This is a genomic window from Streptomyces sp. NPDC048257 (assembly GCF_043201855.1).
Lineage (GTDB): Bacteria > Actinomycetota > Actinomycetes > Streptomycetales > Streptomycetaceae > Streptomyces.
On record NZ_JBICZI010000030.1, the window covers coordinates 63,578 to 87,025 of the forward strand.

The following is a 23,448-nucleotide window of genomic DNA, read 5'->3' on the forward strand; positions in this document are numbered from 1 at the left end:
GGGCCGGGAGATCACTCTTGAGGAGTGGGCCTCCCGGCCCGTTCGTGCGTCGTCACCTGTCGGAGGCGTCGGTGAGCAAGGATCTGAACAGTCCCTTCCGTACCAAGACGGTGGAGCAGTCCATCCGCGACACGGAGGAGCCCGAACACGCGCTCCGCAAGTCGCTCTCCGCCTGGGACCTCACGGTCTTCGGCGTGGGCGTCATCATCGGCACCGGCATCTTCGTCCTGACGGGCATCGCCGCCCGGAACAACGCCGGTCCCGCCACCGCCCTCGCCTTCGTCGCGGCGGGCATCGTCTGCGCCCTCGCGGCGCTGTGCTACGCCGAGTTCGCGTCCACCGTCCCGGTGGCCGGGTCGGCGTACACGTTCTCGTACGCCTCGATCGGTGAGCTGCCCGCCTGGATCATCGGCTGGGACCTCGTGCTGGAGTTCGCACTCGGCACGGCCGTCGTCGCGGTCGGCTGGTCCGGGTACGTGCGCCACCTCATGGACACCAACCTCGGCTGGACCCTGCCGACCTCCCTGTCCGGCCCCGATGCCGGCGGCCACTTCGACCTGCTGGCGTTCCTGCTGGTCCTGGCGCTGACGGCGATCCTGGTCGTCGGGACGAAGCTCTCGGCCCGGATCACCGCGGTCGTCGTCGCCATCAAGGTGACGGTCGTGCTGCTGGTCATCATCGCCGGCCTGTTCTTCATCAAGGCCGACAACTACTCGCCGTTCATCCCGCCGGCCCAGCCACAGGCCGAGGGCGTCAGCGGCTGGCACTCACCCCTGGTCCAGGTGCTCTTCGGCTACGAGCCCACGAACTTCGGCGTCATGGGCATCTTCACGGCGGCCTCGCTCATCTTCTTCGCCTTCATCGGCTTCGACGTGGTGGCGACGGCGGCCGAGGAGACCAAGAACCCCCAGCGGGACATGCCGCGCGGCATCCTCGGCTCGCTGCTGGTCTGCACGGTGCTCTACGTGGCCGTCACCCTGGTGGTCACGGGCATGCAGAAGTACTCGGAGATGTCCCCGACCGCGCCGCTCGCCGAAGCCTTCAAGTCGGTGAACCAGCCGTTCTTCTCGGGCGCCATCAGCCTCGGCGCGGCCGTCGGCCTGATCACCGTGTGCATGATCCTGCTGCTCGGCCAGACCCGCGTGTTCTTCGCGATGAGCCGTGACGGACTCCTGCCGCGGGTGTTCTCCGTGACGCACCCGAAGTACCGCACCCCCTACCGGGCGACCATGCTGCTGGGCGGGATCATCGCGATCGTCGCGGGCTTCACCAGCCTGGAGACCCTCGCGGAACTGGTGAACATCGGCACCCTGTTCGCCTTCGTGGTGGTCGCCCTCGGCGTGATCGTCCTCCGCAAGACCCGCCCCGACCTGCACCGGTCCTTCCGCACCCCGTGGGTGCCGTTCGTCCCGATCGTGTCGATCGCGGCCTCGTTCTGGCTGATGCTCAACCTGCCGGCCGAGACCTGGGCGCGCTTCGGCCTCTGGATGGCCATCGGCATCATCGTCTACTTCGTCTACGGCTACCGCAACAGCCGTCTGCACAAGGCCGGCCAGGACGCGAAGTTCTGAGCGCCGCTCGCCGGCCGCAACACGACGCAGCGGGCCCGTACGGGAATCCCTCCCGTACGGGCCCGCTGCGTCGTTCGTGCGGCGGCGCCGGAGCCTCAGCCCTTGGCGGGGGAGTCCTTCGCCGAGGCCGGGACCTTCTGGTCGTTGCGCAGGGCCTCCCACAGCTGGCTCGCCTGCGGCTCGGCCACGACCACGCGGTTCGGGTCCACCTTGTCGTAGGCGACCGGGAGCATGAGCGTCTCCATCGTGTCCGGGTCGACGCCCTTCATGCTCTGCGCGAAGTCGGACAGCGCGGTGAGCGAGGCGAGGTCGGAGTCGGTGGTCAGCGACTTGGTGCCGGCGTCCGCGAGCTTGTAGAGCCGCGCCGGGTTGCCGAGGGCGTCCTGCTTCTTGATCTCGGACAGCATCGCCATCATGAACTGCTGCTGCAGGCCGATGCGCCCGAGGTCGCTGCCGTCGCCGTAGCCGTAGCGGGTACGGACGAACTTGAGCGAGTCGGTGCCGTTCAGCCGGTGCGTGCCCGCGTCCAGCTTCAGGCCGCCCTTGGCGCCGCTCATCGGCTTGTCCAGGGTGACGGTGACCCCGCCCAGCGCGTCCACCAGGCCCTTGAAGCCGGCGAAGTCCACCTCGACGAAGTGGTCCACGCGGACGCCGGACAGCTGCTCCACCGTGTTGACCACACAGGCCGGGCCGGCGAGCGAGTAGACGGAGTTGAACATGACCCGCTTGGCGGACGGCAGGGTCTTGCCGTTCTTGTCCTTGCACTCGGGCCGGGTGATCAGGGTGTCGCGGGGGATGCTCACCGCGGTCGCCTTGGACCGGCCCTCGGGTATGTGCACCAGCATCGCCGTGTCCGAGCGGGCACCGCTGACGTCGCCGTGGTCGAGATCGGCATTGGCCCCGGCGCGCGAGTCGGAGCCGAGCACCAGGATGTTCTGCGCGTTCGCGACGACCTTCGCGGGCCGGTTGTCGCCGATCGCCTGGTCCAGGTCGACGCTGTCGATGTTGCCGTTGAGGTGGCTGTACGTCCACCAGCCGGCCCCGGCCGTGCCCAGGATCAGCACGGCGACCAGCAGCAGGGTGATCCGCAGAATGCGGCGGCGGCGCCTGGGCCGCGCGTGCTTTTCCGTCATGGGGGTGAATCTTAGACAGGTATTCGAACAGCTGTGGCCCGCCCCCCGGAGGGGGCGGGCCGAGCCGTCGTACGGCTGTCTGCGACCCGGACTAGGCCGGGACGCTCGCGAGGCCGGGGGCGAGGAACTTCTTGCCGTTCACGCGCTCCGAGACGCCTTCACGGTCCAGGTACGGCGTGATGCCGCCCAGGTGGAAGGGCCAGCCGGCGCCCGTGATGAGGCAGAGGTCGATGTCCTGGGCCTCGGCCACGACACCCTCCTCCAGCATCAGGCCGATCTCCTGCGCCACCGCGTCCAGGACGCGGTCGCGGACCTGCTCCTCGGTCAGGACGGAGTCGCCCTGCACCAGGAGGGCGGCGACCTCGGGGTCCAGCTCCGGCTTGCCGGAATCGTAGACGTAGAAGCCGCGCTTGCCGGCCTTGACGACCGCCGTGAGGTTCGGGGAGACGGTGAAGCGCTCCGGGAAGGCGCGGTTCAGGGTCTCGGAGACGTGCAGACCGATCGCAGGTCCCACGAGCTCCAGGAGCACCAGCGGGGACATCGGCAGGCCGAGCGGCTCGATGGCCTTCTCCGCCGTGACGACCGGGGTGCCCTCGTCGATGACGTTCTGGATCTCGCCCATGAAGCGGGTCAGGATGCGGTTCACGACGAACGCCGGGGCGTCCTTGGTGAGGACCGCGGTCTTCTTCAGCTTCTTGGCGACACCGAAGGCCGTGGCCAGCGAGGCGTCGTCCGTCTGCTCACCGCGGACGATCTCCAGCAGCGGGAGGATCGCGACCGGGTTGAAGAAGTGGAAGCCGACCACGCGCTCCGGGTGCTGGAGCTTCGAGGCCATCTCCGACACCGACAGCGAGGAGGTGTTGGTGGCGAGGATCGCGTGCGCCGGGGCGACCGCCTCGACCTCCGCGAACACCTTCTGCTTGACGGACATCTCCTCGAACACGGCCTCGATGATGAAGTCCGCGTCCGCGAAGCCCTCGGCCTTGTCGAGCACACCGCTCACCAGGGCGCTCAGGCGGTTGGCCTTGTCCTGGTTGATGCGGCCCTTGCCGAGCAGCTTCTGGATCTCGGCGTGGACGTAGCCCACACCCTTGTCCACGCGCTCCTGGTCGATGTCGGTGAGGACCACCGGCACCTCCAGGCGGCGCAGGAAGAGCAGCGCCAGCTGCGAGGCCATCAGGCCCGCGCCGACGACGCCGACCTTGCTGACCGGACGGGCCAGGGACTTGTCCGGGGCACCGGCCGGGCGCTTGGCGCGCTTCTGGACCAGGTTGAAGGCGTAGATGCCCGAGCGCAGCTCGCCGCCCATGATGAGGTCGGCCAGGGCCGTGTCCTCGGCGTCGAAGCCGGCCTGGAGGTCACCGGACTTGGCCGCGGCGATGATGTCCAGCGCGCGGTAGGCGGCGGGAGCGGCGCCGTGCACCTTGGAGTCCGCGATGAAGCGGCCCTTGGCGACGGCCGCGTCCCAGGCCTCGCCGCGGTCGATCTCGTCGCGGACGACCTCGGTGGTGCCGTTCAGGACGTTCGCGGTCCACAGGAGCGACTGCTCCAGGAAGTCCGCGCCCTCGAACAGGGCGTCCGCGATGCCCAGGTCGAAGACCTGCTTGCCGCGCAGCTGCTTGTTCTGGTTGAGCGAGTTCTCGATGATCACCGAGACCGCGCGCTCGGCGCCGATCAGGTTCGGCAGGATGGCGCAGCCGCCCCAGCCGGGAACCAGGCCGAGGAAGACCTCGGGCAGCGAGAAGGCCGGGATGGCCTTCGAGACGGTGCGGTAGCTGCAGTGCAGACCGACCTCGACGCCGCCGCCCATGGCCGCGCCGTTGTAGTAAGCGAAGGTCGGGACCGCGAGGGCCGACAGACGCTTGAAGACGTCGTGGCCGCCCTTGCCGATGGCGAGCGCCTCGTCGTGCTTCTTCAGCAGCTCGACACCCTTGAGGTCGGCGCCGACCGCGAAGATGAACGGCTTGCCGGTGATGCCCGCGCCGACGATGGAGCCCGCGAGGGCCTCCTGCTCGACCTGGTCGATCGCCGCGTTCAGGTTGGCGAGCGACTGCGGGCCGAAGGTGGTCGGCTTGGTGTGGTCGAAGCCGTTGTCCAGCGTGATGAGCGCGAAGCGCCCGGCGCCGAACGGCAGGTCCAGGTGACGGACGTGCGCGGACGTGACGACCTCGTCCGGGAACAGCTCGGCCGCGCCCTTCAGGAGCTCAGCGGTGGTGCTCACTTGGAGTCTCCCTCGGCGTTGAAGTTCGGGTTCTCCCAGATGACCGTGGCGCCCATGCCGAAGCCGACGCACATGGTGGTCAGGCCGTAGCGGACGTGCGGCTGCTCCTCGAACTGGCGGGCCAGCTGCGTCATCAGGCGGACGCCCGAGGAGGCGAGCGGGTGACCGAAGGCGATGGCGCCGCCGTACTGGTTCACGCGCGCGTCGTCGTCGGCGATGCCGTAGTGCTCCAGGAACGCGAGGACCTGGACCGCGAAGGCCTCGTTGACCTCGAAGAGGCCGATGTCCTCGATCGTCAGGCCGGCCTGGGCCAGGGCCTTCTCGGTGGCCGGGATCGGGCCGTAGCCCATGACCTCGGGCTCGACACCCGCGAAGGAGTACGAGACGAGGCGCATCTTGACCGGGAGGTTGTTCTCCCGCGCGAAGTCCTCGGAGGCGATGATCGCGGCGGTGGCACCGTCGTTGAGACCGGCGGCGTTGCCCGCGGTGACCCGGCCGTGCGTACGGAACGGGGTCTTCAGGCCGGACAGGTTCTCCAGCGTGGTGCCCGGGCGCATCGGCTCGTCGGTGGTGACCAGGCCCCAGCCCGTCTCACCGACCTCCGCGTTGGTGTTGCGCACCGAGATCGGGACCAGGTCCTGCTGGATCTTGCCGTCGGCGTACGCCTTGGCGGCCTTCTCCTGCGAGCGCACGGCGTACTCGTCGGCGCGGAGCTTGGTGATCGTCGGGTACCGGTCGTGCAGGTTCTCGGCGGTCATGCCCATGAACAGGGCGGACTCGTCGACCAGCTTCTCGGAGACGAAGCGCGGGTTCGGGTCCACGCCCTCACCCATGGGGTGGCGGCCCATGTGCTCGACACCGCCGGCGAGGGCGACGTCGTAGGCACCGAAGGCCACACCGCCCGCGACGGCGGTCACGGCGGTCAGCGCGCCGGCGCACATGCGGTCGATGGAGTAGCCCGGTACGGACTGCGGGAGGCCCGCGAGAATGCCGGCGGTACGGCCCAGCGTCAGGCCCTGGTCACCGATCTGCGTGGTCGCGGCGATGGCGACCTCGTCGATCTTCTTGGGGTCCAGGTCCGGGTTGCGGCGCAGCAGCTCCCGGATCGCCTTCACGACGAGGTCGTCGGCGCGGGTCTCGTGGTAGATGCCCTTCGGGCCCGCCTTGCCGAACGGGGTGCGGACGCCGTCGACGAAGACGACGTCCCTGACGGTACGAGGCACGTTGGCTCTCCTCCAGGTGCGGGTGTGCACTGCTGCTGCGCGCGGGGGTGCTCGGCGTTTCGCTGAGCGCTCGCTCACCCGACCATGCTACTTGCGGGTAACCAATGTGCACACCCCCTCCCGGAGGAGCGGCGAAGGTCACACTCCCCGGCGCGGGAGCTCGGCCGCGCCCGGCCGGCCGGGGCTTGCGCCCCGGGCGCCGCGCCTCACGCGCCGGCAGGGCTGGATTCGCCCGGCGCGGGCCCCGGGGCAGGGGTCCCGCCCGCGGACACGCGAGAGCCCCCGGCGGTGATCGGCCGGGGGCTCTCGTTCGGAAGGGGTGCGCCGGTGCGTCAGCCGGTGGCGGCCAGGGCCTCGACCAGCGCCGGGGTCACGAGTTCGACCTGCCAGGGCCGGGCGCCGTAGCCCGCCAGGACCTCCGCCACCGCGTCCGCGGTCAGCCTCTGCGGCGGCTCCCAGCACAGCCGGCGGACCGTGTCCGGGGTGATCAGGTTCTCCTGGGGCAGGTTCAGTTCCTCCGCCAGCGCGGACACGCCGGTACGGGCCGCGGACAGCCGGGCCGCGGCCGCCGGGTCCTTGTCCACCCAGGAGCGCGGCGGCGGCGGACCGGCCGGGGTCGCCCCGGGCTGCGGCAGCTCGCTCTCGGGCAGCGCCTTCGCCCGGTCCACGGCGGCCATCCACTGGTCCAGCTGGCGCCGGCCCATCCGCTGTCCGTAGCCGGGCAGGGCGGACAGGGTGTGCACGTTGGCCGGCAGGGCGAGGGCCGCCTCGACGATCGCGGCGTCGCCCAGCACCTTGCCCGGGGACACGTCACGCCGCTGCGCGATGCGGTCGCGGGACTCCCACAGCTCCCGGACGACCGCCATCTGCCGGCGCCGGCGCACCTTGTGCATGCCGGACGTACGGCGCCACGGGTCCTTGCGCGGCGGGGCGGGCGGTGCGGAGGCGATGGCGTCGAACTCCTGGTGGGCCCATTCCAGCTTGCCCTGCCGGTCCAGCTCCTTCTCCAGCGCGTCCCGCAGGTCCACGAGCAGCTCCACGTCCAGAGCGGCGTAGCGCAGCCACGGCTCGGGGAGCGGGCGGGTGGACCAGTCGACGGCGGAGTGGCCCTTCTCCAGCGCGTAGCCGAGCACGCTCTCGACCATCGCGCCCAGTCCGACGCGCGGGAAGCCGGCGAGGCGGCCGGCCAGCTCGGTGTCGAACAGGGAGGTGGGCACCATGCCTATTTCCCGCAGGCAGGGCAGGTCCTGGGTGGCGGCGTGCAGGATCCATTCGGTGCCGGACAGGGCTTCGCCCAGTGCGGACAGGTCGGGACAGCCCACCGGGTCGATCAGCGCGGACCCCGCACCCTCACGGCGCAGCTGCACCAGATAGGCGCGCTGGCCGTAGCGGTACCCGGAGGCCCGTTCGGCGTCGACGGCGACGGGGCCGGTGCCCGCGGCGAAGGCGGCGACGACTTCGGCGAGGGCGTCCGCGTCGGCGACCACCGGAGGAATCCCCTCACGGGGCTCCAGCAAGGGAATCGGCAGCCCCCCGGGCGGAACAACGACGTCGTCCGAGGGGCCGCCCCCGGTGGTGGTGCGCAGGTCTGCTGCGGGATCTTGGGCGTCGGTCACCGGTCAAGGGTATCCGTGTATACGACGCGCCCGTCGCCGGAACGTTCCGTCGACGGGCGCGAGCGGTATGCGGGGAGTTCTCCCGGGGTATTGCGGGGGTCTCCCGGGGGTTCCCCCGGAGCGGTTCCCGAGGCGGCTATCCGGGGGCCCCGGCCCGCGGTCAGTGGATGATCCCGGTACGCAGCGCCACGGCGACCATTCCGGCGCGGTCACCGGTGCCCAGCTTGCGGGCGATCCGGGCGAGGTGGGACTTGACGGTCAGGGCGGACAGGCCCATCGAGACGCCGATGGCCTTGTTGGACTGGCCCTCCGCGACGAGGCGCAGGACCTCGACCTCGCGGCCGGAGAGCTCCCGGTAGCCGCCCGGGTGGCTCGGGGCACCCGGGGGGCGGCGGTGCATACGGGCGGCGGCAGCGCCGATGGGGGCGGCGCCGGGCCGGGTGGGGAGCCCGATGTTGGTCCGGGTACCGGTGACGACGTAGCCCTTGACTCCGCCCGCGAGGGCGTTGCGCACGGCGCCGATGTCGTCGGCGGCGGACAGGGCCAGGCCGTTGGGCCAGCCGGCGGCCCGGGTCTCGGAGAGCAGGGTGAGACCGGAACCGTCGGGCAGGTGTACGTCGGCCACGCAGATGTCGCGCGGGCTGGCGACGCGGGGACGGGCCTCCGCGATGGACGACGCCTCGATCACGTCACGTACTCCGAGGGCCCACAGATGACGGGTCACGGTGGAGCGGACGCGCGGGTCGGCCACGACGACCATGGCCGTCGGCTTGTTCGGGCGGTAGGCGACCAGGCTTGCGGGCTGCTCGAGAAGAACGGACACCTAGGCCTCCTGGGGGAGTGGCGGGACGGCCGGCTCGGGGAAGGAAGCCGGTGCGAACCGTACGGATGGTCACCCACTCCTTCGGCACGTCACCCGCCCGGCTTTAGGGAATGATCACGATTTGGTGAGTAACAATTCGGGCAATTCGGACGCACGATCGATCATCGGTTGATCAGAAGCCCGCAAGGGACGCCGTCTTTCGACAGTCTGCCCAGGTCTTCGATCAGCAGTTCCACCTCGGACGCCGTTTCCGCGCGGCCGGACGGCCCCGCGGCTACGGGTGGTGCGGACCGCGACGCTGTGGCAGGGAGACCACACCCGTCGCGGTGTCCGTCGGGCCCACCGGCGGCAGCCCCGCGATCTGGCACAGCAGTTCGCACCACGCCGACAGGTGCGCCGAGGTGTCCGGCACCCCGCCCACGCCCTCGCGCGGCGTCCACGAGGCCCTGATCTCGATCTGCGTGGCCGGCCGCCGCTCCGAGAGCCCGCCGAAGTAGTGCGAGCCCGCCATCGTCACGGTGCCGCTCGCCTCCCCGTACGCCAGCCCGCGGGCCTCCAGCGCGCCGGTCAGCCAGGACCAGCACACCTCGGGCAGCAGCGGATCCGCGGCCATCTCCGGCTCCAGCTCCGCCCGGACGAGCGTCACCAGCCGGAAGGTCCCCTGCCAGGCGTCGTGCCCGGCCGGATCGTGGAGCAGGATGAGCCGGCCGTCCGCCAGGTCGTCCTCGCCGTCCACCACCGCGGCCTCCAGCGCGTAGGCGTGCGGCGCCAGTCTCTGGGGTGGTTTGGTGGGGTCGATCTCGATCCCCGGACGCAGCCGGGCCTTCTTCAAGCCGTCGACCGCCCGCCGGAACGGGAGCGGGACGGAGCTCTCCTTCGCGCTGTCCATACCCTCGGCGCCATCTGAAAATCGTCCCTGAGCCGCAGCCATGCGGGGAAGACTAGGCGGAACGGCCGCCCGTACGGCGCAGGGACACCCTCGCCGGGGCGGACACTTCTTCATACGTGCGAAGATTTGGGTCGTGAGTGCCAACACCCGCCCCACGGGCCAGCCGAGCCAGACGTACGATTCCGCCTTCCTGAAGGCGTGCCGGCGGGAGCCGGTGCCGCACACCCCGGTGTGGTTCATGCGGCAGGCGGGGCGCTCGCTCCCGGAGTACCGCAAGCTGCGCGAGGGCACGCAGATGCTGGAGTCCTGCATGCGGCCCGACCTGGTCACCGAGATCACGCTGCAGCCCGTGCGCCGCCACAACGTGGACGCGGCGATCTTCTTCTCCGACATCGTGGTCCCGCTCAAGGCCATCGGGGTCGACCTGGACATCAAGCCGGGCATCGGCCCGGTCGTCGCCCAGCCGATCCGCCGCCGCGAGGACCTCGCACAGCTGCGCGACCTCACCCCCGAGGACGTCTCGTACGTCACCGAGGCGATCGGCATGCTCACGGGTGAACTGGGCTCCACGCCGTTGATCGGTTTCGCGGGCGCACCTTTCACCCTCGCGAGCTACCTGGTCGAGGGCGGTCCCTCGAAGAACCACGAGCACACCAAGGCCCTCATGTACGGGGACCCGCAGCTGTGGGCCGATCTCCTGGACCGCCTCGCGGAGATCACCTCCGCCTTCCTGAAGGTCCAGATCGAGGCCGGCGCCTCGGCCGTCCAGCTCTTCGACTCCTGGGTCGGCGCCCTCGCCCCGGCGGACTACCGCCGCTCGGTGATGCCCGCGTCCGCGAAGGTCCTGGAGTCCGTCGCCTCCTACGGAGTCCCGCGGATCCACTTCGGCGTGGGCACGGGCGAGCTCCTCGGCCTCATGGGCGAGGCCGGCGCGGACGTCATGGGCGTCGACTACCGGGTCTCGCTGGACGAGGCCGTTCGCCGGGTCGGCCCCGGCAAGGCGCTCCAGGGCAACCTGGACCCGGCCGTGCTCTTCTCCACCCCGGAGGCGGTCGAGGCCAAGACGGACGAGGTCCTCGCGGCCGCCGCCGGCCTGGAGGGCCACGTCTTCAACCTGGGCCACGGCGTCCTCCCGACGACCGACCCCGACGCGCTGACCCGCCTGGTGGAGTACGTCCACACCCGCACCGAGCGCTGAGACCGCTCCCCGCAACGGGGAGCCGGGCGCCGGGGAAACGACGTGGCGGACCGGCGGCCCGGTCGGCAGGGTGTGTGCATGAGCCATGAATCCGACCGGATCACCACCCCCATCACCCCGGACCTCCTGCGCGGCGCCCTGGACCTGGAGCGCACCGAGCACGGGCTGCTGCCGCACCGGCTGCCCGCCCGGGCCCGGGCCCAGTTCGCCGACGGAGACCTGGCCCTGGCCGAGACGCAGCCCTCCGGCGTACGGCTGGCGTTCCGCACCCGGGCCACCGTCATCGAGCTGGACGCGCTCCGCACGAAGATGGCCTACGACGGCGCCCCGCCGCGTCCCGACGGCCTGTACGACCTGCTGATCGACGGCCTGCCGGCCGGGCAGGCCGGTGTCGGCGGCGGCAACGTCCTCCAGGTCGACATGGCCACCGGCGCCGTGCGGCCCCGGTCCGGCCCGCCCGGAACCGTACGGTTCTCCGGCCTCCCCGACCGCCCCAAGGACGTCGAGATCTGGCTGCCGCACAACGAGACGACCGAGCTGGTCGCCCTGCGTACGGACGCCCCCGTCGAGCCGCTGCCCGACACGGGCCGCCGCAGGTGGCTGCACCACGGCAGTTCGATCAGCCACGGCTCAGACGCCGCGAGCCCCAGCACCACCTGGCCCGCGCTGGCCGCCACCCTCGGCGGTGTGGAGCTGACCAACCTGGGCCTGAGCGGCAACGCGCTGCTCGACCCGTTCACCGCCCGCGCCCTGCGCGACACCCCCGCGGACCTGATCAGCGTCAAGATCGGCATCAACCTCGTCAACCGCGATCTGATGCGCCTGCGGGCCTTCGGCCCCGCGGTGCACGGCTTCCTCGACACCGTGCGCGAGGGGCACCCCACCGTCCCGCTCCTGGTCGTCTCGCCGATCCTGTGCCCCGTCCACGAGGACACCCCCGGCCCCAGCGTGCCGGACTTCAGCGCACTCGCCGAGGGGCGGCTGCGGTTCACGGCCGCGGGCGACCCCGCCGAACGGGCCGCCGGGAAGCTGACCCTGGGCGTCATCCGGGACGAGCTGGCCCGGATCGTGCGGCAGCGGGCGGCCGACGACCCGAACCTGCACCACCTCGACGGCCGCGCCCTCTACGGCGAGCAGGACGGCGCGGAGCTGCCGCTGCCCGACAACCTCCACCCGGACGCGGCCGCGCACCGCCGCATGGGCGAACGGTTCGCGGCCCACGCCTTCGCCGCCGGCGGCCCCTTCGCACAGCCGCAGACGCGGAATACGGCTTAGACCCCGGCCGAGTGGACCGCGGAGACCGCCTTGCGGGCCGCCACCAGGATCGGGTCCCAGACCGGGGAGAACGGCGGGGCGTAGCCCAGGTCCAGGGACACCATCCGGTCCACCGTCATCCCCGCCGTGAGGGCCACCGCCGCGATGTCCACCCGCTTCGCCGAACCCGCGCCGCCGACGATCTGGACCCCGAGGAGGCGGCCCGTACGGCGCTCCGCCAGCATCTTCACCGTCATCTCCGCCGCGCCCGGGTAGTAGCCCGCGGTGTTGGTGGAGGTGATGGTGGCCGTCACGAACCGCAGGCCCGCCTCCAGCGCGTCCCGCTCGCGCAGCCCCGTACGGGCGATCTCCAGGTCGCAGACCTTGCTGACCGCCGTGCCGACCACCCCGGGGAAGGTCGCGTAGCCGCCGCCCACGCCCGAGCCGATGACCTGGCCGTGCTTGTTGGCGTGCGTGCCCAGCGGGATGTGCCGGGTGCGGCCCGCGACCAGGTCCAGGACCTCCACGCAGTCGCCGCCCGACCAGATGTTCTCGTGGCCCCGGACCCGCATCGAGAGGTCGGTGAGGATGCCGCCCGAAGTGCCGAGCGGGAGTCCGGCGGTGCGGGCGAGCGCGGTGCGGGGCTCCACGCCGATGCCGAGTACGACCACGTCCGCCTCGTACTCATCGCCCGCCGAGGTGGCCACCGCACGGGCCCGGCCCTCCTCGTCGGTGAGGATCTTCGTCACCTCGGCGCGGGAGACCGTACGGATCCCCATGCGGTTCATCGCGCTGTGCACCAGGCCGCCCATGTCCGGGTCCAGCGTGGCCATCGGCTGCTCGCCCCGGTGCAGGACGGTGACCTCGTAGCCCCGCCCCACCAGGGCCTCCGCCATCTCCACCCCGATGTAGCCCGCGCCGACCACGACCGCCCGGCGGCCCTCGGTGCGCCGCAGCGTGTCCATCAGGCGCTGGCCGTCGTCCAGACTCTGGATGCCGTGGACCCCGTGCGCGCCGATGCCGGGGAGCCGGGGACGGACGGGGCGGGCGCCCGTCGCGAGGACGAGCTTGTCGTAGTCCGTCCAGGATTCGGATCCGCTGTCCAGATCGCGGGCGCGCACCCGGGATCCGGCGAGGTCCAGCTCCACGACCTCCGTGCGCGTGCGCAGATCGATGTCCCGGGCGCGGTGCTCCTCCGGGGTACGGGCGATCAGGTCGTCGCGCTCGGCGACCTGCCCGCCGACCCAGTACGGGATCCCGCACGCGGAGTAGGAGGTGAAGTGCCCACGTTCGAAGGCGACGATCTCCAGCTCCGCCGGGCTCTTGAGCCTGCGGGCCTGTGACGCGGCGGACATTCCCGCCGCGTCACCGCCGACCACCACCAGTCTTTCCGTCGCCATCGTCCGTACCGCCCCTTCACCACCGTTGGATGATGAACACGCTACGGCCGAACGCGCGTTCAGTCCTGTACGTCGGCCTCGGTGTCCGGAGCCGTCCTGGCGGCAGGCACCGTCACCCGCTTCGCGGCCGGGCCCGGCTTCGGCGGCGCCGGACGCCACCGCCGGTACAGCCGGACCAGCAGCGCCACCACCGCGGCCGTCAGCGCGAACGGCAGCAGCGCGCCCACCGCCACCGTCAGGTAGCGCACGACCTTGGCGAAGACGTCCCAGCCGCCGCCCAGGGCCCCCAGGAAGGTCGGCTCCTTCTTCTTCTCCTTCTTCTCCTCCGCCGGCTTCGCGGCCGGCTCCGTGACCTCCAGCGTGATGGTGCCCAGCGAGGTCTTGTCCTTCAGCGCCGTCTGCTGCGCCAGCAGCGACTCCAGGTCGGACTGGCGGCGGGACAGCTCGCTCTCCAGCATCACCACCTCGCTCAGCGCCGAGGCCTTGCCCATCATCTCCCGCACCCGCGCCACGCTGGCCTGCTGCGAGGCCACGCGGCTGCCGATGTCGGCGACCTTCTCGGTGACGTCCTGCGCGTCGACCTTGCGGTGCAGGAGCTTCCCGCTGCCCTCCATCGCGCCGAGCACGGCGTCGTAGTGCTCGCCCGGCACCCGCAGGGTCAGGGTCGAGGTCATCCGGCCGTCCTCGCCGCGCTTGGTGGACTCGTTGCCGACGTAGCCGCCCGCCCCGTCGGCCGCCGTGCGGGCGGCGGCGAGCGTCTTCTGGACGTCCGCCGTCTCGATGCCGAGGGTCGCCGTACGGATGACGTTCGGGCGGACCACGGCCGGCGGCTGGGCGTTCTTGTCGGCGGAGGAGCCGGAGGAGTTCGCGGCGCCCGCGGATCCGGCCCCCGCGGACCCGGCCGGCGCCGGAGCCGCCGCGGCGCCCTCCGGGGCCTTGCCGTCGGCGGCGGGAGCCACCGCCGCCTTGTCGTTCGCGGATCCCTGGTCGCCCGCGCCGCAGCCGGTGAGCGCGAGCGCCCCGGCCAGCGAGAGGGCGGCCAGGGCCGCCGCGGAACGGTGTCTGTCGAAGCTGCGCATCGCTGTAAACCCCCGAGGTTCGGCTGGTGTTGCCGTTTCGACGTACAGAGTCCCGTCGCGGGTTTCGTGTTCACGGTCCCGGGCCGATCCCGATGCGGTCACGGTCCGGCCTCGGAGATCGATCTGAGACGATGTGTCCATGCACGAAGCGGACATGCGTACGGACCGGCCCGGCGGCTCCTCCGGATCCACCGGCTCCCCGGACCACGTCGTGGTCATCGGTGGCGGCATCGCGGGCCTCGCGGCAGCCCATCGGCTCCTCGCCGGAGGCGTCCGCGTCACCCTGCTGGAGGCCGGACCGCGGCTCGGCGGCAAGCTGTACGCCGGCGAGCTCGCCGGGGCCCGCGTCGACCTCGGCGCCGAATCCATGCTCGCCCGCCGCCCCGAGGCCGTGGCCCTGGCCCGGGCCGTGGGCCTCGGCGAAGCCGTGCAGGCGCCCGCCACCGCCACCGCCCACCTGTGGACCCGCGGAGCGCTGCGGCCGATGCCGCGCGGACACGTCATGGGCGTCCCCGGGGACCTGGGACCGCTCGCCGCCTCCGGAGTGCTCTCCGCCGAGGGCCTGGCCCGCATCGAGGCCGAGCGGACACTGCCGCCCACCGAGATCGGCGAAGACGTCGCCGTCGGCGCGTACGTCGCGGCCCGCCTCGGCCGCGAGGTCGTCGACCGGCTGGTGGAACCGCTGCTCGGCGGGGTCTACGCGGGCGACGCCTACCGGATCTCCATGCGGGCCGCCGTGCCCCAGCTCTTCGAGGCCGCCCGCACCCACGCCCTCCTGGGCGACGGCGTACGGGAACTGCAGCGCCGGGCGGAGGCAGCGCCCCAGCAGGCCGGTCCCGTCTTCGCCGGCATCGACGGCGGCATCGGACGGCTCCCGCTCGCCGTGGCCGAGGCCTGCCGCTCGGCCGGAGCCCGGCTGGTCACCGACACCCCCGTCCGCGAGGTGATCCGTACGGCCGCCGGCTGGCGGGTGGTGGCCGACGCCGAGGTCGTCGAGGCCGACGCCGTGGTCGTGGCCACCCCGGCCGGGCCCGCCGCACGCCTGCTGGACGGGCTCGCGCCGGCCGCCGCGGCCGAGCTGCGCGGGGTCGAATACGCCTCCATGGCCCTGATCACGATGGCCTTCCGCCGCTCCGAGCTGCCCGAGGCCGTCTCCGGCGGCGGCGCCAGCGGGTTCCTCGTACCGCCCGTCGACGGCCGGACCATCAAGGCCTCCACCTTCTCCAGCAACAAGTGGGCCTGGGCCGGGGCGGACCCGGAGCTCTTCCTGCTGCGCACCTCCGTGGGCCGCTACGCCGACGAGGGCGACCTGCAGCGCGAGGACGGCGAGCTCGTCGACCTCTCCCTCGCCGACCTCGGCGAGGCCGTCGGCCTGGCGGCCCGGCCCGTCGCCTCCACCGTCACCCGCTGGGACGGCGGACTGCCCCAGTACCCGGTCGGCCACCTCGACCGCGTCGCCCGGATCCGCGGCGCCGTAGCGGCCCTGCCGGGCCTCGCGGTGTGCGGCGCCGTCTACGACGGGGTGGGCATCCCGGCCTGTATCGCGAGCGCGGACAAGGCCGCGGACGCGGTGCTCGCCGCGCTCGGTGCGCGTACGGGACCCCTGGCACCGACCACTGATCAGCGCACGGGACAATAGGCACATGACTGCACCAGAGAAGATTCCCAACGCGGGGAAGAAGGCGAAGGACCTCAACGAGGTCATCCGCTACACCCTGTGGTCCGTCTTCAAGCTGAAGGACGTTCTTCCCGAGGATCGGTCCGGCTACGCCGACGAGGTCCAGGAGCTCTTCGACCAGCTGGGCGCCAAGGACATCACCGTCCGCGGCACCTACGACGTCTCCGGCCTGCGCGCCGACGCCGACGTCATGATCTGGTGGCACGCCGAGACGGCGGACGAGCTGCAGACCGCCTACAACCTGTTCCGCCGCACCAAGCTGGGCCGCGCCCTGGAGCCGGTCTGGTCGAACATGGCCCTGCACCGCCCGGCCGAGTTCAACAAGTCGCACATCCCGGCCTTCCTGGCCGACGAGGTCGCGCGCGAGTACGTCAGCGTGTACCCCTTCGTGCGCAGTTACGACTGGTACCTGCTGCCCGACGAGGACCGCCGCCGCATGCTCGCCGACCACGGCAAGATGGCCCGCGGCTACCCGGACGTGCGCGCCAACACCGTCGCCTCCTTCTCCCTCGGCGACTACGAGTGGCTGCTGGCCTTCGAGGCGGACGAGCTGTACCGCATCGTCGACCTCATGCGTCACCTGCGCGCCTCCGAGGCCCGTATGCACGTCCGTGAAGAGGTGCCCTTCTACACCGGGCGCCGCAAGTCCGTCGCCGATCTGGTGGCCGGGCTCGCCTGATACCTCCCCTGGGGGGAAGGACCGGAGGACGACCACACCGTCAGGTGAGTTCCTCCGGTGGATCGGGAGGCTGGTCCGGAAGACGGCCCCTGCCCCCGAAACGACGCAGCCGGAGATCCCGCCCGGAAGTTCAGACGACTGGCGGCAGCAACGCCCTGCGGGCGCTCGCTGCCCGGTCGTCCAGCGACACCGGTGCGGGCTCCGGATGCGGCGCACACGTGACACGCCACCCGGGGGTGGCGCCCGTCAGCAGATACCGCTCCACGTGACGGTCCACGCAGTCGTTGCGTCCGCCGACCACTCCGTGGGAGCCGGCCCCCGCCTCCGTCACCAGCGAAGCCCCGGCGCCGAGCCGCCGCTGCAGTTCCAGCGCGCCCGGGTACGGAGTCGCCCCGTCCCGCTCCGCCGCGACCACCAGGGTCCGGGGCAGCGGCTCCGGCTGGGCCCCGACGGGTACCGGCCGCTGCCGCTCGCGCACCGGCCAGGAGGCGCACGGGAGGTTCAGGAAGGCGTTGGCCCAGGTCTCGAAGGGGGCCCGGCGGGCCAGTTCGGTGTTGTCGCGGTCCCAGGTCTCCCAGTCCGCGGGCCAGGAGGCGTCGTTGCACAGCACCGCCGTGTACACCGCCGTCGCGTTCTCCGCCTCGGCCGCCGTGTCCGGGTCGGGGGCGGCCTGGGCGGTGAGCCGCGCCGGATCGCCGCGCAGGAAGGCCGCGAGGGCCGCCGCCCGGTCCGGCCACACGTCGTCGTAGTACGCGGCCTGGAGGTAGGCCGCCCGGAGTTCACCGGTGCCGACGACCCCGCCCGCGGGCGTACGGGCCACCGCGTCCCGGACGCGCTCGTAGCTCGCCTGGACGGCCGCCGGGGTGGCGCCGAGCCGGTACGTGTCGTGGTGCCGGGCCGCCCATGCGCGGAAGTCGTACCAGCGGAGCTCGAAGCCGGGTGACTGGTCGAGGTTGTTGCGGTACCAGACGCGCCGCGGGTCGGGATCGACCGCCGAGTCGAGGACCATCCGGCGGACGCGGCTCGGGTGCAGCGTGGCGTAGACGGCGCCGAGGTAGGTGCCGTACGAGGCGCCCATGAAGGTCAGCTTCCGCTCGCCGAGCGCGGCCCGCAGGACGTCCAGGTCGCGGGCGTTGTTGAGCGTCGTGTAGTGCGGCAGGGCCGCCCCGGCCCGCCGGGCACAGCCCCGGGCGTAGGCCCGGGCTGCCGCGAGGCGCTGCCTCTTGTACGCCGGGGAGGGGTCGGCCGGGAGCTGGGTGGGGCCCCCGGCCCGGGTGGCGGGGTCCTGGCAGGACAGCGGGGCGGAGCGGCCGACGCCGCGCGGGGCGTAGCCGACGAGATCGTAGGCGGCGGCGATCTTTTCCCAGCCGGGGAGGCCGGCGGTGAGCGGGAAGTGCATGCCGGAGGCTCCGGGGCCGCCGGGGTTGTGGACCAGTGCGCCCTGGCGGACGGCGCCGCGAGCACCGGTGGCCGCCACCCGGCTGACGGTGAGGGAGATCTGCGGGCCGTCGGGGCGGGCGTAGTCGAGCGGTACGCGCAGGGTGGCGCACCGGACCGGGCCGGGGAGCCCCTCGGCGTCGGGGCAGTGGCCGAAGTCGAGACCGCCCCCGGCCGCCGCGCGGCGGGCGGCGAGGGCGGCGCCGGCCGCCTCGGCCGCCGTCCCGCCGAGGGGGCCGGGGGCGGCGGTCTGCGCGGCGTGCGCCGGGAGCTGGGCCGGGGCGCAGAGGACGAAGGAGAGCGCTGCCACGGCGGCTCCGTGGCGTGCGAGTTCCGTCCGCATGGCGGCCCCTTCGTCTCATCCGATGAACCGATGAGAGGCCTGGGCGCCGCGGTTGTAAAGGATCACCGGCGGGTGTCGGCGCCGATGGTCCCCTTGCCGCGGATTTCGCCCCCGGTTGCCGTACCCCCGGCGGTCAGGAGGAGCTGCTGCCGCAACTGGAGCTGGACGAGCTGCTGCAACTCGACGAACTGCCGCAACTGGAGCTGCTGCTGCTCGAACAGCCGGAGCCGCCGCCGGAGCAGCCGGAGCCGCCGCCGGAGGATCCGCAGCCGCCCCCGGAGGAACCGCACCCCGAACCGCCGCCGCAGCTCGAGCCGCTGCCACCGTCGCTCGCGGCGCACCAGACGATCGGCAGCACCTCGGCCGAGGACCAGTGCGAGGAGCTGTCCGTGCCGTGGGTGCGGGTGCGCGACTGCGCCGCGGCCAGCCGGGTGCCGCGCACGGCGGGCACCAACTGCTGGCGCAGGTAGGGGTCCCGCAGGCCGCGCAGCCCAAACAGAGCGGTCTGCACGTGCGGGGTCCGGTCGTTCAGGTGGGCGGAGCGGACCGCGCGCAGCGCCCGCGCCCCCGCCCGGGTCACCCGGCTCTTGGCCCGGGCCGCGCAGACCAGGCCCACGATGATGCCGCCCACCAGGGCGAACAGCACTTTGAGGATGAACGGCACCCCGGGGCCGGAGTCGAGGGCGAGCCCCACGAAGGTCAGCACCATCGACACCGGGAACAGCAGCGCGCACACGGTTGCCTGGACGAGCCCCCAGCGACGCCGGGTCCGCGGCCCGGGTCCGGGCGGGGCGATCAGCCCACGGGCGGCCAGCGCGTCCCCGATCTCCTGGACGGCCGGGTCGCACATGGCGGTGTAGCGCACCTGGTAGAGCCAGCCCGAGGACGCCCCCTGGTGGGCCTGGAGGACGGCCCGCTCGGCGGGGTCGGTGGCCCGCGCCGCGGGGTGGACCTGGACGATGCCCGGACCGCCGACGACCAGCCGGCCGTCCCCGAGCATCGAGACGAGCGCGGCGTCGACGACGGTGCCGGGGCCGCCCACCAGGAAGGCGGCCTCGGACAGGTCGTGCAGGGCGGGTGCGGGTCCCGCGGGCGCGGGCCGGGATCTGCCCACCCCGGTCATCAGCAGGACGGAGGAGGTGACGACGGCGATCCAGATCGCCACGGCGAGGAGGTTCATGCCGCTCTCCCGGTGAGCGTACGGGCCCAGCGCACGATCCGGCGGGGCGGTTTGGCCCCGGCCCGGTCCCGCCACCAGGCGGTGAGCCGGCGCCGGGCGGCCGGATCGGCCGGCAGGTCCCGGATCAGCAGGTCCTCGGTGAAGTCCAGCGCGTCCCGGCGGTACCCGGCCTTCATCGGCCGGCTCTTGGCATAGGAGAGGAAGGCCTCGCGGTACGGTTCCGGGCCGCCCAGGATCGAGGGCAGCTCGGGAGCCAGCTTCGCCACCACGTCGGCCCGCTTGGCGGCCAGCGCCCGGGCCTGCACCCGGATCCGCCGGCGGTCGAAGCCCTCGGGCACCGGGGTCCCGGCCACCAGCGCCGACAGCAGCGCGGCCTGCCCGAGCGCCACCCGGGTCCGGGCCGACTCCTCGACCGGGCGCGGTTCCTCGACGGGGCGCGGCCGCGTTCCGGCCGGGGCGGATACGGCGCCGGCCGGCGCCGGGGGAGCGGTGCCCGCTCCCGCCGTCACCACCGCCCGGATCGCTTCCAGTTCTTCCGCGAGCTCCGCCTCCGGGGGGAAGTCGTCGTCCCGCTCCAGCAGGACGCCCGGCGGGTCCACCCGGGAGCGCAGCCCGGCCAGCAGGTCGAGCACCACCGGCGGCACCGGGTGCGCGTGGGTGTCGTGCCAGACGCCGTCCCGCTCGACCCCGCCCGCCACGTGTACGTACGCCAGCGCCTCCAGCGGGATCGCGTCCAGCACGGCGGCCGGGTCCTCGCCCCGGTTGACCCGGTTGGTGTGCAGGTTGGCCACGTCGACGAGCAGCCGGACACCGGTCCGCTCGACCAGCTCCGTGAGGAACTGCCCTTCCGTCAGCTCCTCGCCCGGCCACGAGAACAGCGCGGCGATGTTCTCCAGGGCCAGCGGCACCGGCAGCGCGTCCTGCGCGATCCGCACGTTCTCGCACAGCACGTCCAGCGCGTCGCGGGTGCGCGGCACCGGCAGCAGGTGCCCGGCCTCCAGCACGGGCGAGGAGGTCCGTACGAAGGCGATGTGCTCGGTGACGAGCGGCGCCCCCAGCGCCACCGCCCGCTCGCCGAGTGCCGCCAGCTTCGCCGGATCGGGGCGGTCGGCGCCGCCGAGTCCGAGCGAGACGCCGTGCGGCACCACGCGCGTACCCCGCTCGCGCAGCCGCAGCAGCGACTCGGGCAGGTGGCCCGGGCATACGTTCTCGGCCACCACCTCGACCCAGTCCAGGCCGGGCAGCCGCTCGACGGCGTCCGCGATCTCCGGCCGCCAGCCGATGCCCACCCCCAGGTGTGCCATGGGTTTCATGTCCCCTCGCCCCCTCTCGTCGCACCGTGTGCCGATGTCATGGCCCCGGCGGAGTCTCGCCAACCCGCAGGAGGGGACGTTCAGAGGAACATTTGAGGTTCCCGCCGACCGGGGCCCCCGCGGATCCGGGCCGTCGGAGCCGGGCCGTCAGAGCCGGGCCCGCAGCGCCGGGTGGTCGGCGACCACCGTCGCGCTGCCCGGCGCGATCTCGGTGAATCCGGCGTCCCGGACCACCGGCAGCCCGCTCCCGCTCAGCTCCGCCCACCGCTCGCGCGGGGCCGTCCGTACCGCCAGACGGAAACCGGAGGCCTGCCAGGCGGCCCGCTCCGGCTCCGCCAGCTCCCACCACGCCAGCTGAGCCGCGTGCCCGGCCTGGGCCATGGCCTTGCCGGCCGACATGTCGAGGCCGGGGTTGAGCCAGAGCACCGGCAGACCCGGCTCCGTGGCCGCGGTGACCGGCTCCGGGTCGTCCAGATCGGTGCCCGACACCTGGAGCTTGGCCAGCTCCTTGGGCCAGCCGTCGAGGGGCACCGGCGGGAAGACCCGTACCTGCGCGCCCGCCCCGTCCACCGTGATGCCCGGCAGGGTCTCCGCCTTGCGCCACTCCGCCCCGCGCGCCCGGCGGACCACCTTGCGGATCCGGGCGTCCTGCCAGTCGCGGACGGCCTGGGCCCACTCGCCCTCGCCGTGCGCCCGCTCGTCGGTGAGCAGCACCAGTACCGCGCGGGCCGCCGTCTCCAGGGCGTCGGTCCGGGCGGGCGGACCGGCCTTCTCGATCCGCACCACCAGTGGCAGGACGAACTGCGGAGCCTCGTCGCGCAGTACGTGCTCCTGCCGGAAGGGGCTGTCGGCCCCGACCGCGGGGACGCCGGTGATGTCGTTCGTGTGCTGGCTGCTCATCCCGCCAAGGATGCCAGCCTCCACCTTCAGGATGATGCCCCGGGTGGGGGACCCGGGTGAGGATCGAAGCCATGAAGAGTGATCTTTTCGCGTCCGAGAACCTGGCCCAGGCGGCCGTCACCCCTGGCATGAGCCTGCAGAACGCCAAGTCCGTGAAGTACAACGTCAACGGTGAAATGCTGGCCCGTCAGGGCTCGATGGTCGCCTTCCGCGGCAACCTCCAGTTCGAGCGCAAGGGGCAGGGCATAGGCGGCATGCTCAAGCGCGCCGTCACGGGCGAGGGCCTCGCGCTCATGTCCGTACGCGGCCAGGGCGAGGCCTGGTTCGCCCACCAGGCCGGCAACTGCTTCATCATCGACTTCGAGCCGGGTGACGCCCTCACCATCAACGGCCGCAACGTGCTCTGCTTCGACCCGACCCTGTCCTACGAGATCAAGATGGTGAAGGGCGCCGGCATGACCGGTGGCGGTCTCTTCAACAGCCTCTTCACCGGCACCGGCAAGCTCGCCGTCGTCTGCGACGGCCACCCGATCATCATCCCCGTCACCGCGCAGGCCCCGGTCTACGTGGACACGGACGCGGTGGTCGGCTGGAGCGCCCAGCTGGAGACCGGCCTGCACCGCTCCCAGTCGGTCGGCTCGATGATCCGCGGCGGCTCCGGCGAGGCCGTCCAGCTGAAACTGAGCGGCGAGGGCTTCGTCATCGTCCGCCCGAGCGAGGTCACCGAGACGGCGGCCGCGCACTGAACCTGAACGGCGTGGGCCGCCGCTACGGACCGCGCCGGCCCTGGGTGCTGCGCGGGATCTCGCTGGAGCTGCCGCGCGGCGCCCTCGTACGCATCGAAGGCGGCAACGGCGGCGGCAAGTCCACCCTGCTGCGGCTGCTCGCCGGGATCGACGCCCCGACCGAGGGGCGCATCACGGGACGCCCGCGCCGTACGGCCTACGTGCCCGAGCGCTTCCCGGCGGCGCTGCCGCTCACGGCCGCGTCCTACCTGACCCACCTGGGGCGGGTGCACGGCCTCCCGCGGGCCGAGGCGGCCCGGCGGGCGGCGGGGCTCCTGGAGCGGTTCGGCGCCGCCGGGCACGCCCGCACGCCGATGGCCGAACTGTCCAAGGGAACCAGCCAGAAGGTGGCCGTCGCCCAGGCCCTGCTCGCCGCACCGGATCTGCTCGTCCTCGACGAGGCCTGGACCGGGCTGGACGCGGCCGCCCGGACGGAGCTGGACCGCGCCGTCGCCGAACGCACCACCGCCGGAGCCGCCGTGGTGTTCGTCGACCACGACCCGCGGCGGCTCGCGGGCGCGGCCGACGCCCACTACCGGGTCGAGGCGGCCGCGTTGGTCCCGGTGTCCGGCCGGGCAGGGGCCCGCGTACGGATCCACGCGGTCGGGCCCCCCCGCCCCCCCCCGCCCGGGGGGGCGCCCCCGGGGCCCCCCCCCCCCCCCGGCCCCCCGCCGGCCCGGGGCGCCCCCGGCGCCGCCGGGCGCCGGCGCGCCCGCCGCACCCCCC

The 23,448-nt window shown here is 73.0% G+C and carries 19 protein-coding genes; 7 read left to right on the forward strand and 12 right to left on the reverse strand.

The genetic code is table 11. The features are described 5' to 3' along the window. Positions 1-71: 71 nt before the first annotated feature. Positions 72-1,571 carry an amino acid permease gene (locus tag ACGFZK_RS33915; RefSeq protein WP_393852695.1) on the forward strand — a complete coding sequence of 500 codons (1,500 nt, stop codon included), beginning with the start codon at positions 72-74 and terminating at the stop codon, positions 1,569-1,571. A gap of 95 nt (positions 1,572-1,666) precedes the next feature. Here the strand turns inward: ACGFZK_RS33915 and ACGFZK_RS33920 are convergent, their stop codons facing one another. From ACGFZK_RS33920 to ACGFZK_RS33945, 6 genes are all read right to left on the reverse strand, one after another. Continuing rightward, positions 1,667-2,704, reverse strand: a complete 1,038-nt coding sequence (locus ACGFZK_RS33920) for an LCP family protein (RefSeq protein ID WP_393852696.1) — start codon at positions 2,702-2,704, stop codon at positions 1,667-1,669. 91 nt (positions 2,705-2,795) lie between these two features. Next, entirely contained in the window at positions 2,796-4,925 is a 2,130-nt protein-coding gene (locus ACGFZK_RS33925; protein WP_393852697.1) for a 3-hydroxyacyl-CoA dehydrogenase NAD-binding domain-containing protein, read from the reverse strand. Beyond that, on the reverse strand, positions 4,922-6,148 hold the full coding sequence (locus ACGFZK_RS33930) for a thiolase family protein (RefSeq protein ID WP_393852698.1): 1,227 nt from the start codon (positions 6,146-6,148) through the stop codon (positions 4,922-4,924). The genes ACGFZK_RS33925 and ACGFZK_RS33930 overlap by 4 nt, the downstream gene beginning before the upstream one ends. A gap of 332 nt (positions 6,149-6,480) precedes the next feature. Then, positions 6,481-7,764 (reverse strand): HRDC domain-containing protein, encoded by a 1,284-nt coding sequence (locus ACGFZK_RS33935; protein ID WP_393852699.1) that lies wholly within the window; start codon positions 7,762-7,764, stop codon positions 6,481-6,483. Between the two features lie 160 nt (positions 7,765-7,924). Beyond that, a complete protein-coding gene (locus tag ACGFZK_RS33940) occupies positions 7,925-8,587 on the reverse strand; it encodes a response regulator transcription factor (RefSeq protein WP_267720058.1) in 663 nt (220 codons plus the stop codon). Between the two features lie 274 nt (positions 8,588-8,861). Next, complete coding sequence (locus ACGFZK_RS33945) at positions 8,862-9,518, reverse strand: DUF3000 domain-containing protein (RefSeq protein ID WP_393852700.1); 657 nt, start codon at positions 9,516-9,518, stop codon at positions 8,862-8,864. 91 nt (positions 9,519-9,609) lie between these two features. On the opposite strand from ACGFZK_RS33945, the gene hemE reads away from it, so the two are divergent. Together hemE and ACGFZK_RS33955 are read left to right on the forward strand one after the other, a co-directional pair. Further along, the gene (gene hemE / locus ACGFZK_RS33950) at positions 9,610-10,674 is read left to right on the forward strand and encodes a uroporphyrinogen decarboxylase (RefSeq protein ID WP_393852701.1); all 1,065 of its coding nucleotides are present in this window, start codon (positions 9,610-9,612) and stop codon (positions 10,672-10,674) included. A gap of 78 nt (positions 10,675-10,752) precedes the next feature. After that, complete coding sequence (locus ACGFZK_RS33955) at positions 10,753-11,949, forward strand: GDSL-type esterase/lipase family protein (RefSeq protein ID WP_393852702.1); 1,197 nt, start codon at positions 10,753-10,755, stop codon at positions 11,947-11,949. On the opposite strand, the gene ACGFZK_RS33960 is transcribed toward ACGFZK_RS33955, so the two are convergent. Both ACGFZK_RS33960 and ACGFZK_RS33965 read right to left on the reverse strand, forming a co-directional pair. Then, complete coding sequence (locus tag ACGFZK_RS33960) at positions 11,946-13,328, reverse strand: FAD-dependent oxidoreductase (RefSeq protein WP_393852703.1); 1,383 nt, start codon at positions 13,326-13,328, stop codon at positions 11,946-11,948. The two genes, ACGFZK_RS33955 and ACGFZK_RS33960, sit on opposite strands and share 4 nt — an antisense overlap. Positions 13,329-13,387: 59 nt before the next feature. Beyond that, positions 13,388-14,407 (reverse strand): DUF4349 domain-containing protein, encoded by a 1,020-nt coding sequence (locus ACGFZK_RS33965; RefSeq protein ID WP_393852704.1) that lies wholly within the window; start codon positions 14,405-14,407, stop codon positions 13,388-13,390. Positions 14,408-14,561: 154 nt separating this feature from the next. On the opposite strand from ACGFZK_RS33965, the gene hemG reads away from it, so the two are divergent. Then, entirely contained in the window at positions 14,562-16,046 is a 1,485-nt protein-coding gene (hemG, locus tag ACGFZK_RS33970) for a protoporphyrinogen oxidase (protein ID WP_393852713.1), read from the forward strand. 4 nt (positions 16,047-16,050) lie between these two features. After that, on the forward strand, positions 16,051-16,764 hold the full coding sequence (hemQ, locus tag ACGFZK_RS33975; RefSeq protein WP_393852705.1) for a hydrogen peroxide-dependent heme synthase: 714 nt from the start codon (positions 16,051-16,053) through the stop codon (positions 16,762-16,764). Positions 16,765-16,894: 130 nt separating this feature from the next. On the opposite strand, the gene ACGFZK_RS33980 is transcribed toward hemQ, so the two are convergent. The 4 genes from ACGFZK_RS33980 to ACGFZK_RS33995 form a co-directional block, all read right to left on the reverse strand. Beyond that, on the reverse strand, positions 16,895-18,544 hold the full coding sequence (locus ACGFZK_RS33980) for an alpha/beta hydrolase (protein WP_393852706.1): 1,650 nt from the start codon (positions 18,542-18,544) through the stop codon (positions 16,895-16,897). A gap of 133 nt (positions 18,545-18,677) precedes the next feature. Continuing rightward, positions 18,678-19,724 (reverse strand): TIGR04222 domain-containing membrane protein, encoded by a 1,047-nt coding sequence (locus ACGFZK_RS33985; RefSeq protein WP_393852707.1) that lies wholly within the window; start codon positions 19,722-19,724, stop codon positions 18,678-18,680. Beyond that, positions 19,721-21,028, reverse strand: a complete 1,308-nt coding sequence (locus tag ACGFZK_RS33990; RefSeq protein ID WP_393852714.1) for a DUF692 domain-containing protein — start codon at positions 21,026-21,028, stop codon at positions 19,721-19,723. Before ACGFZK_RS33990 ends, ACGFZK_RS33985 begins: the two co-directional genes overlap by 4 nt. A 156-nt stretch (positions 21,029-21,184) precedes the next feature. Beyond that, positions 21,185-21,937: an aminoacyl-tRNA hydrolase gene (locus ACGFZK_RS33995; RefSeq protein ID WP_393852708.1), complete on the reverse strand. Its 753-nt coding sequence runs from the start codon at positions 21,935-21,937 to the stop codon at positions 21,185-21,187. A 71-nt stretch (positions 21,938-22,008) separates the two neighbouring features. Between ACGFZK_RS33995 and ACGFZK_RS34000 the strand changes: the two genes are divergently transcribed. Both ACGFZK_RS34000 and ACGFZK_RS34005 read left to right on the forward strand, forming a co-directional pair. Beyond that, positions 22,009-22,683, forward strand: a complete 675-nt coding sequence (locus ACGFZK_RS34000) for an AIM24 family protein (protein ID WP_393852709.1) — start codon at positions 22,009-22,011, stop codon at positions 22,681-22,683. Further along, positions 22,680-23,448 (forward strand): ATP-binding cassette domain-containing protein (locus tag ACGFZK_RS34005; protein ID WP_393852715.1); only part of this gene is annotated, 769 nt, incomplete at its 3' end. The genes ACGFZK_RS34000 and ACGFZK_RS34005, both read left to right, overlap by 4 nt.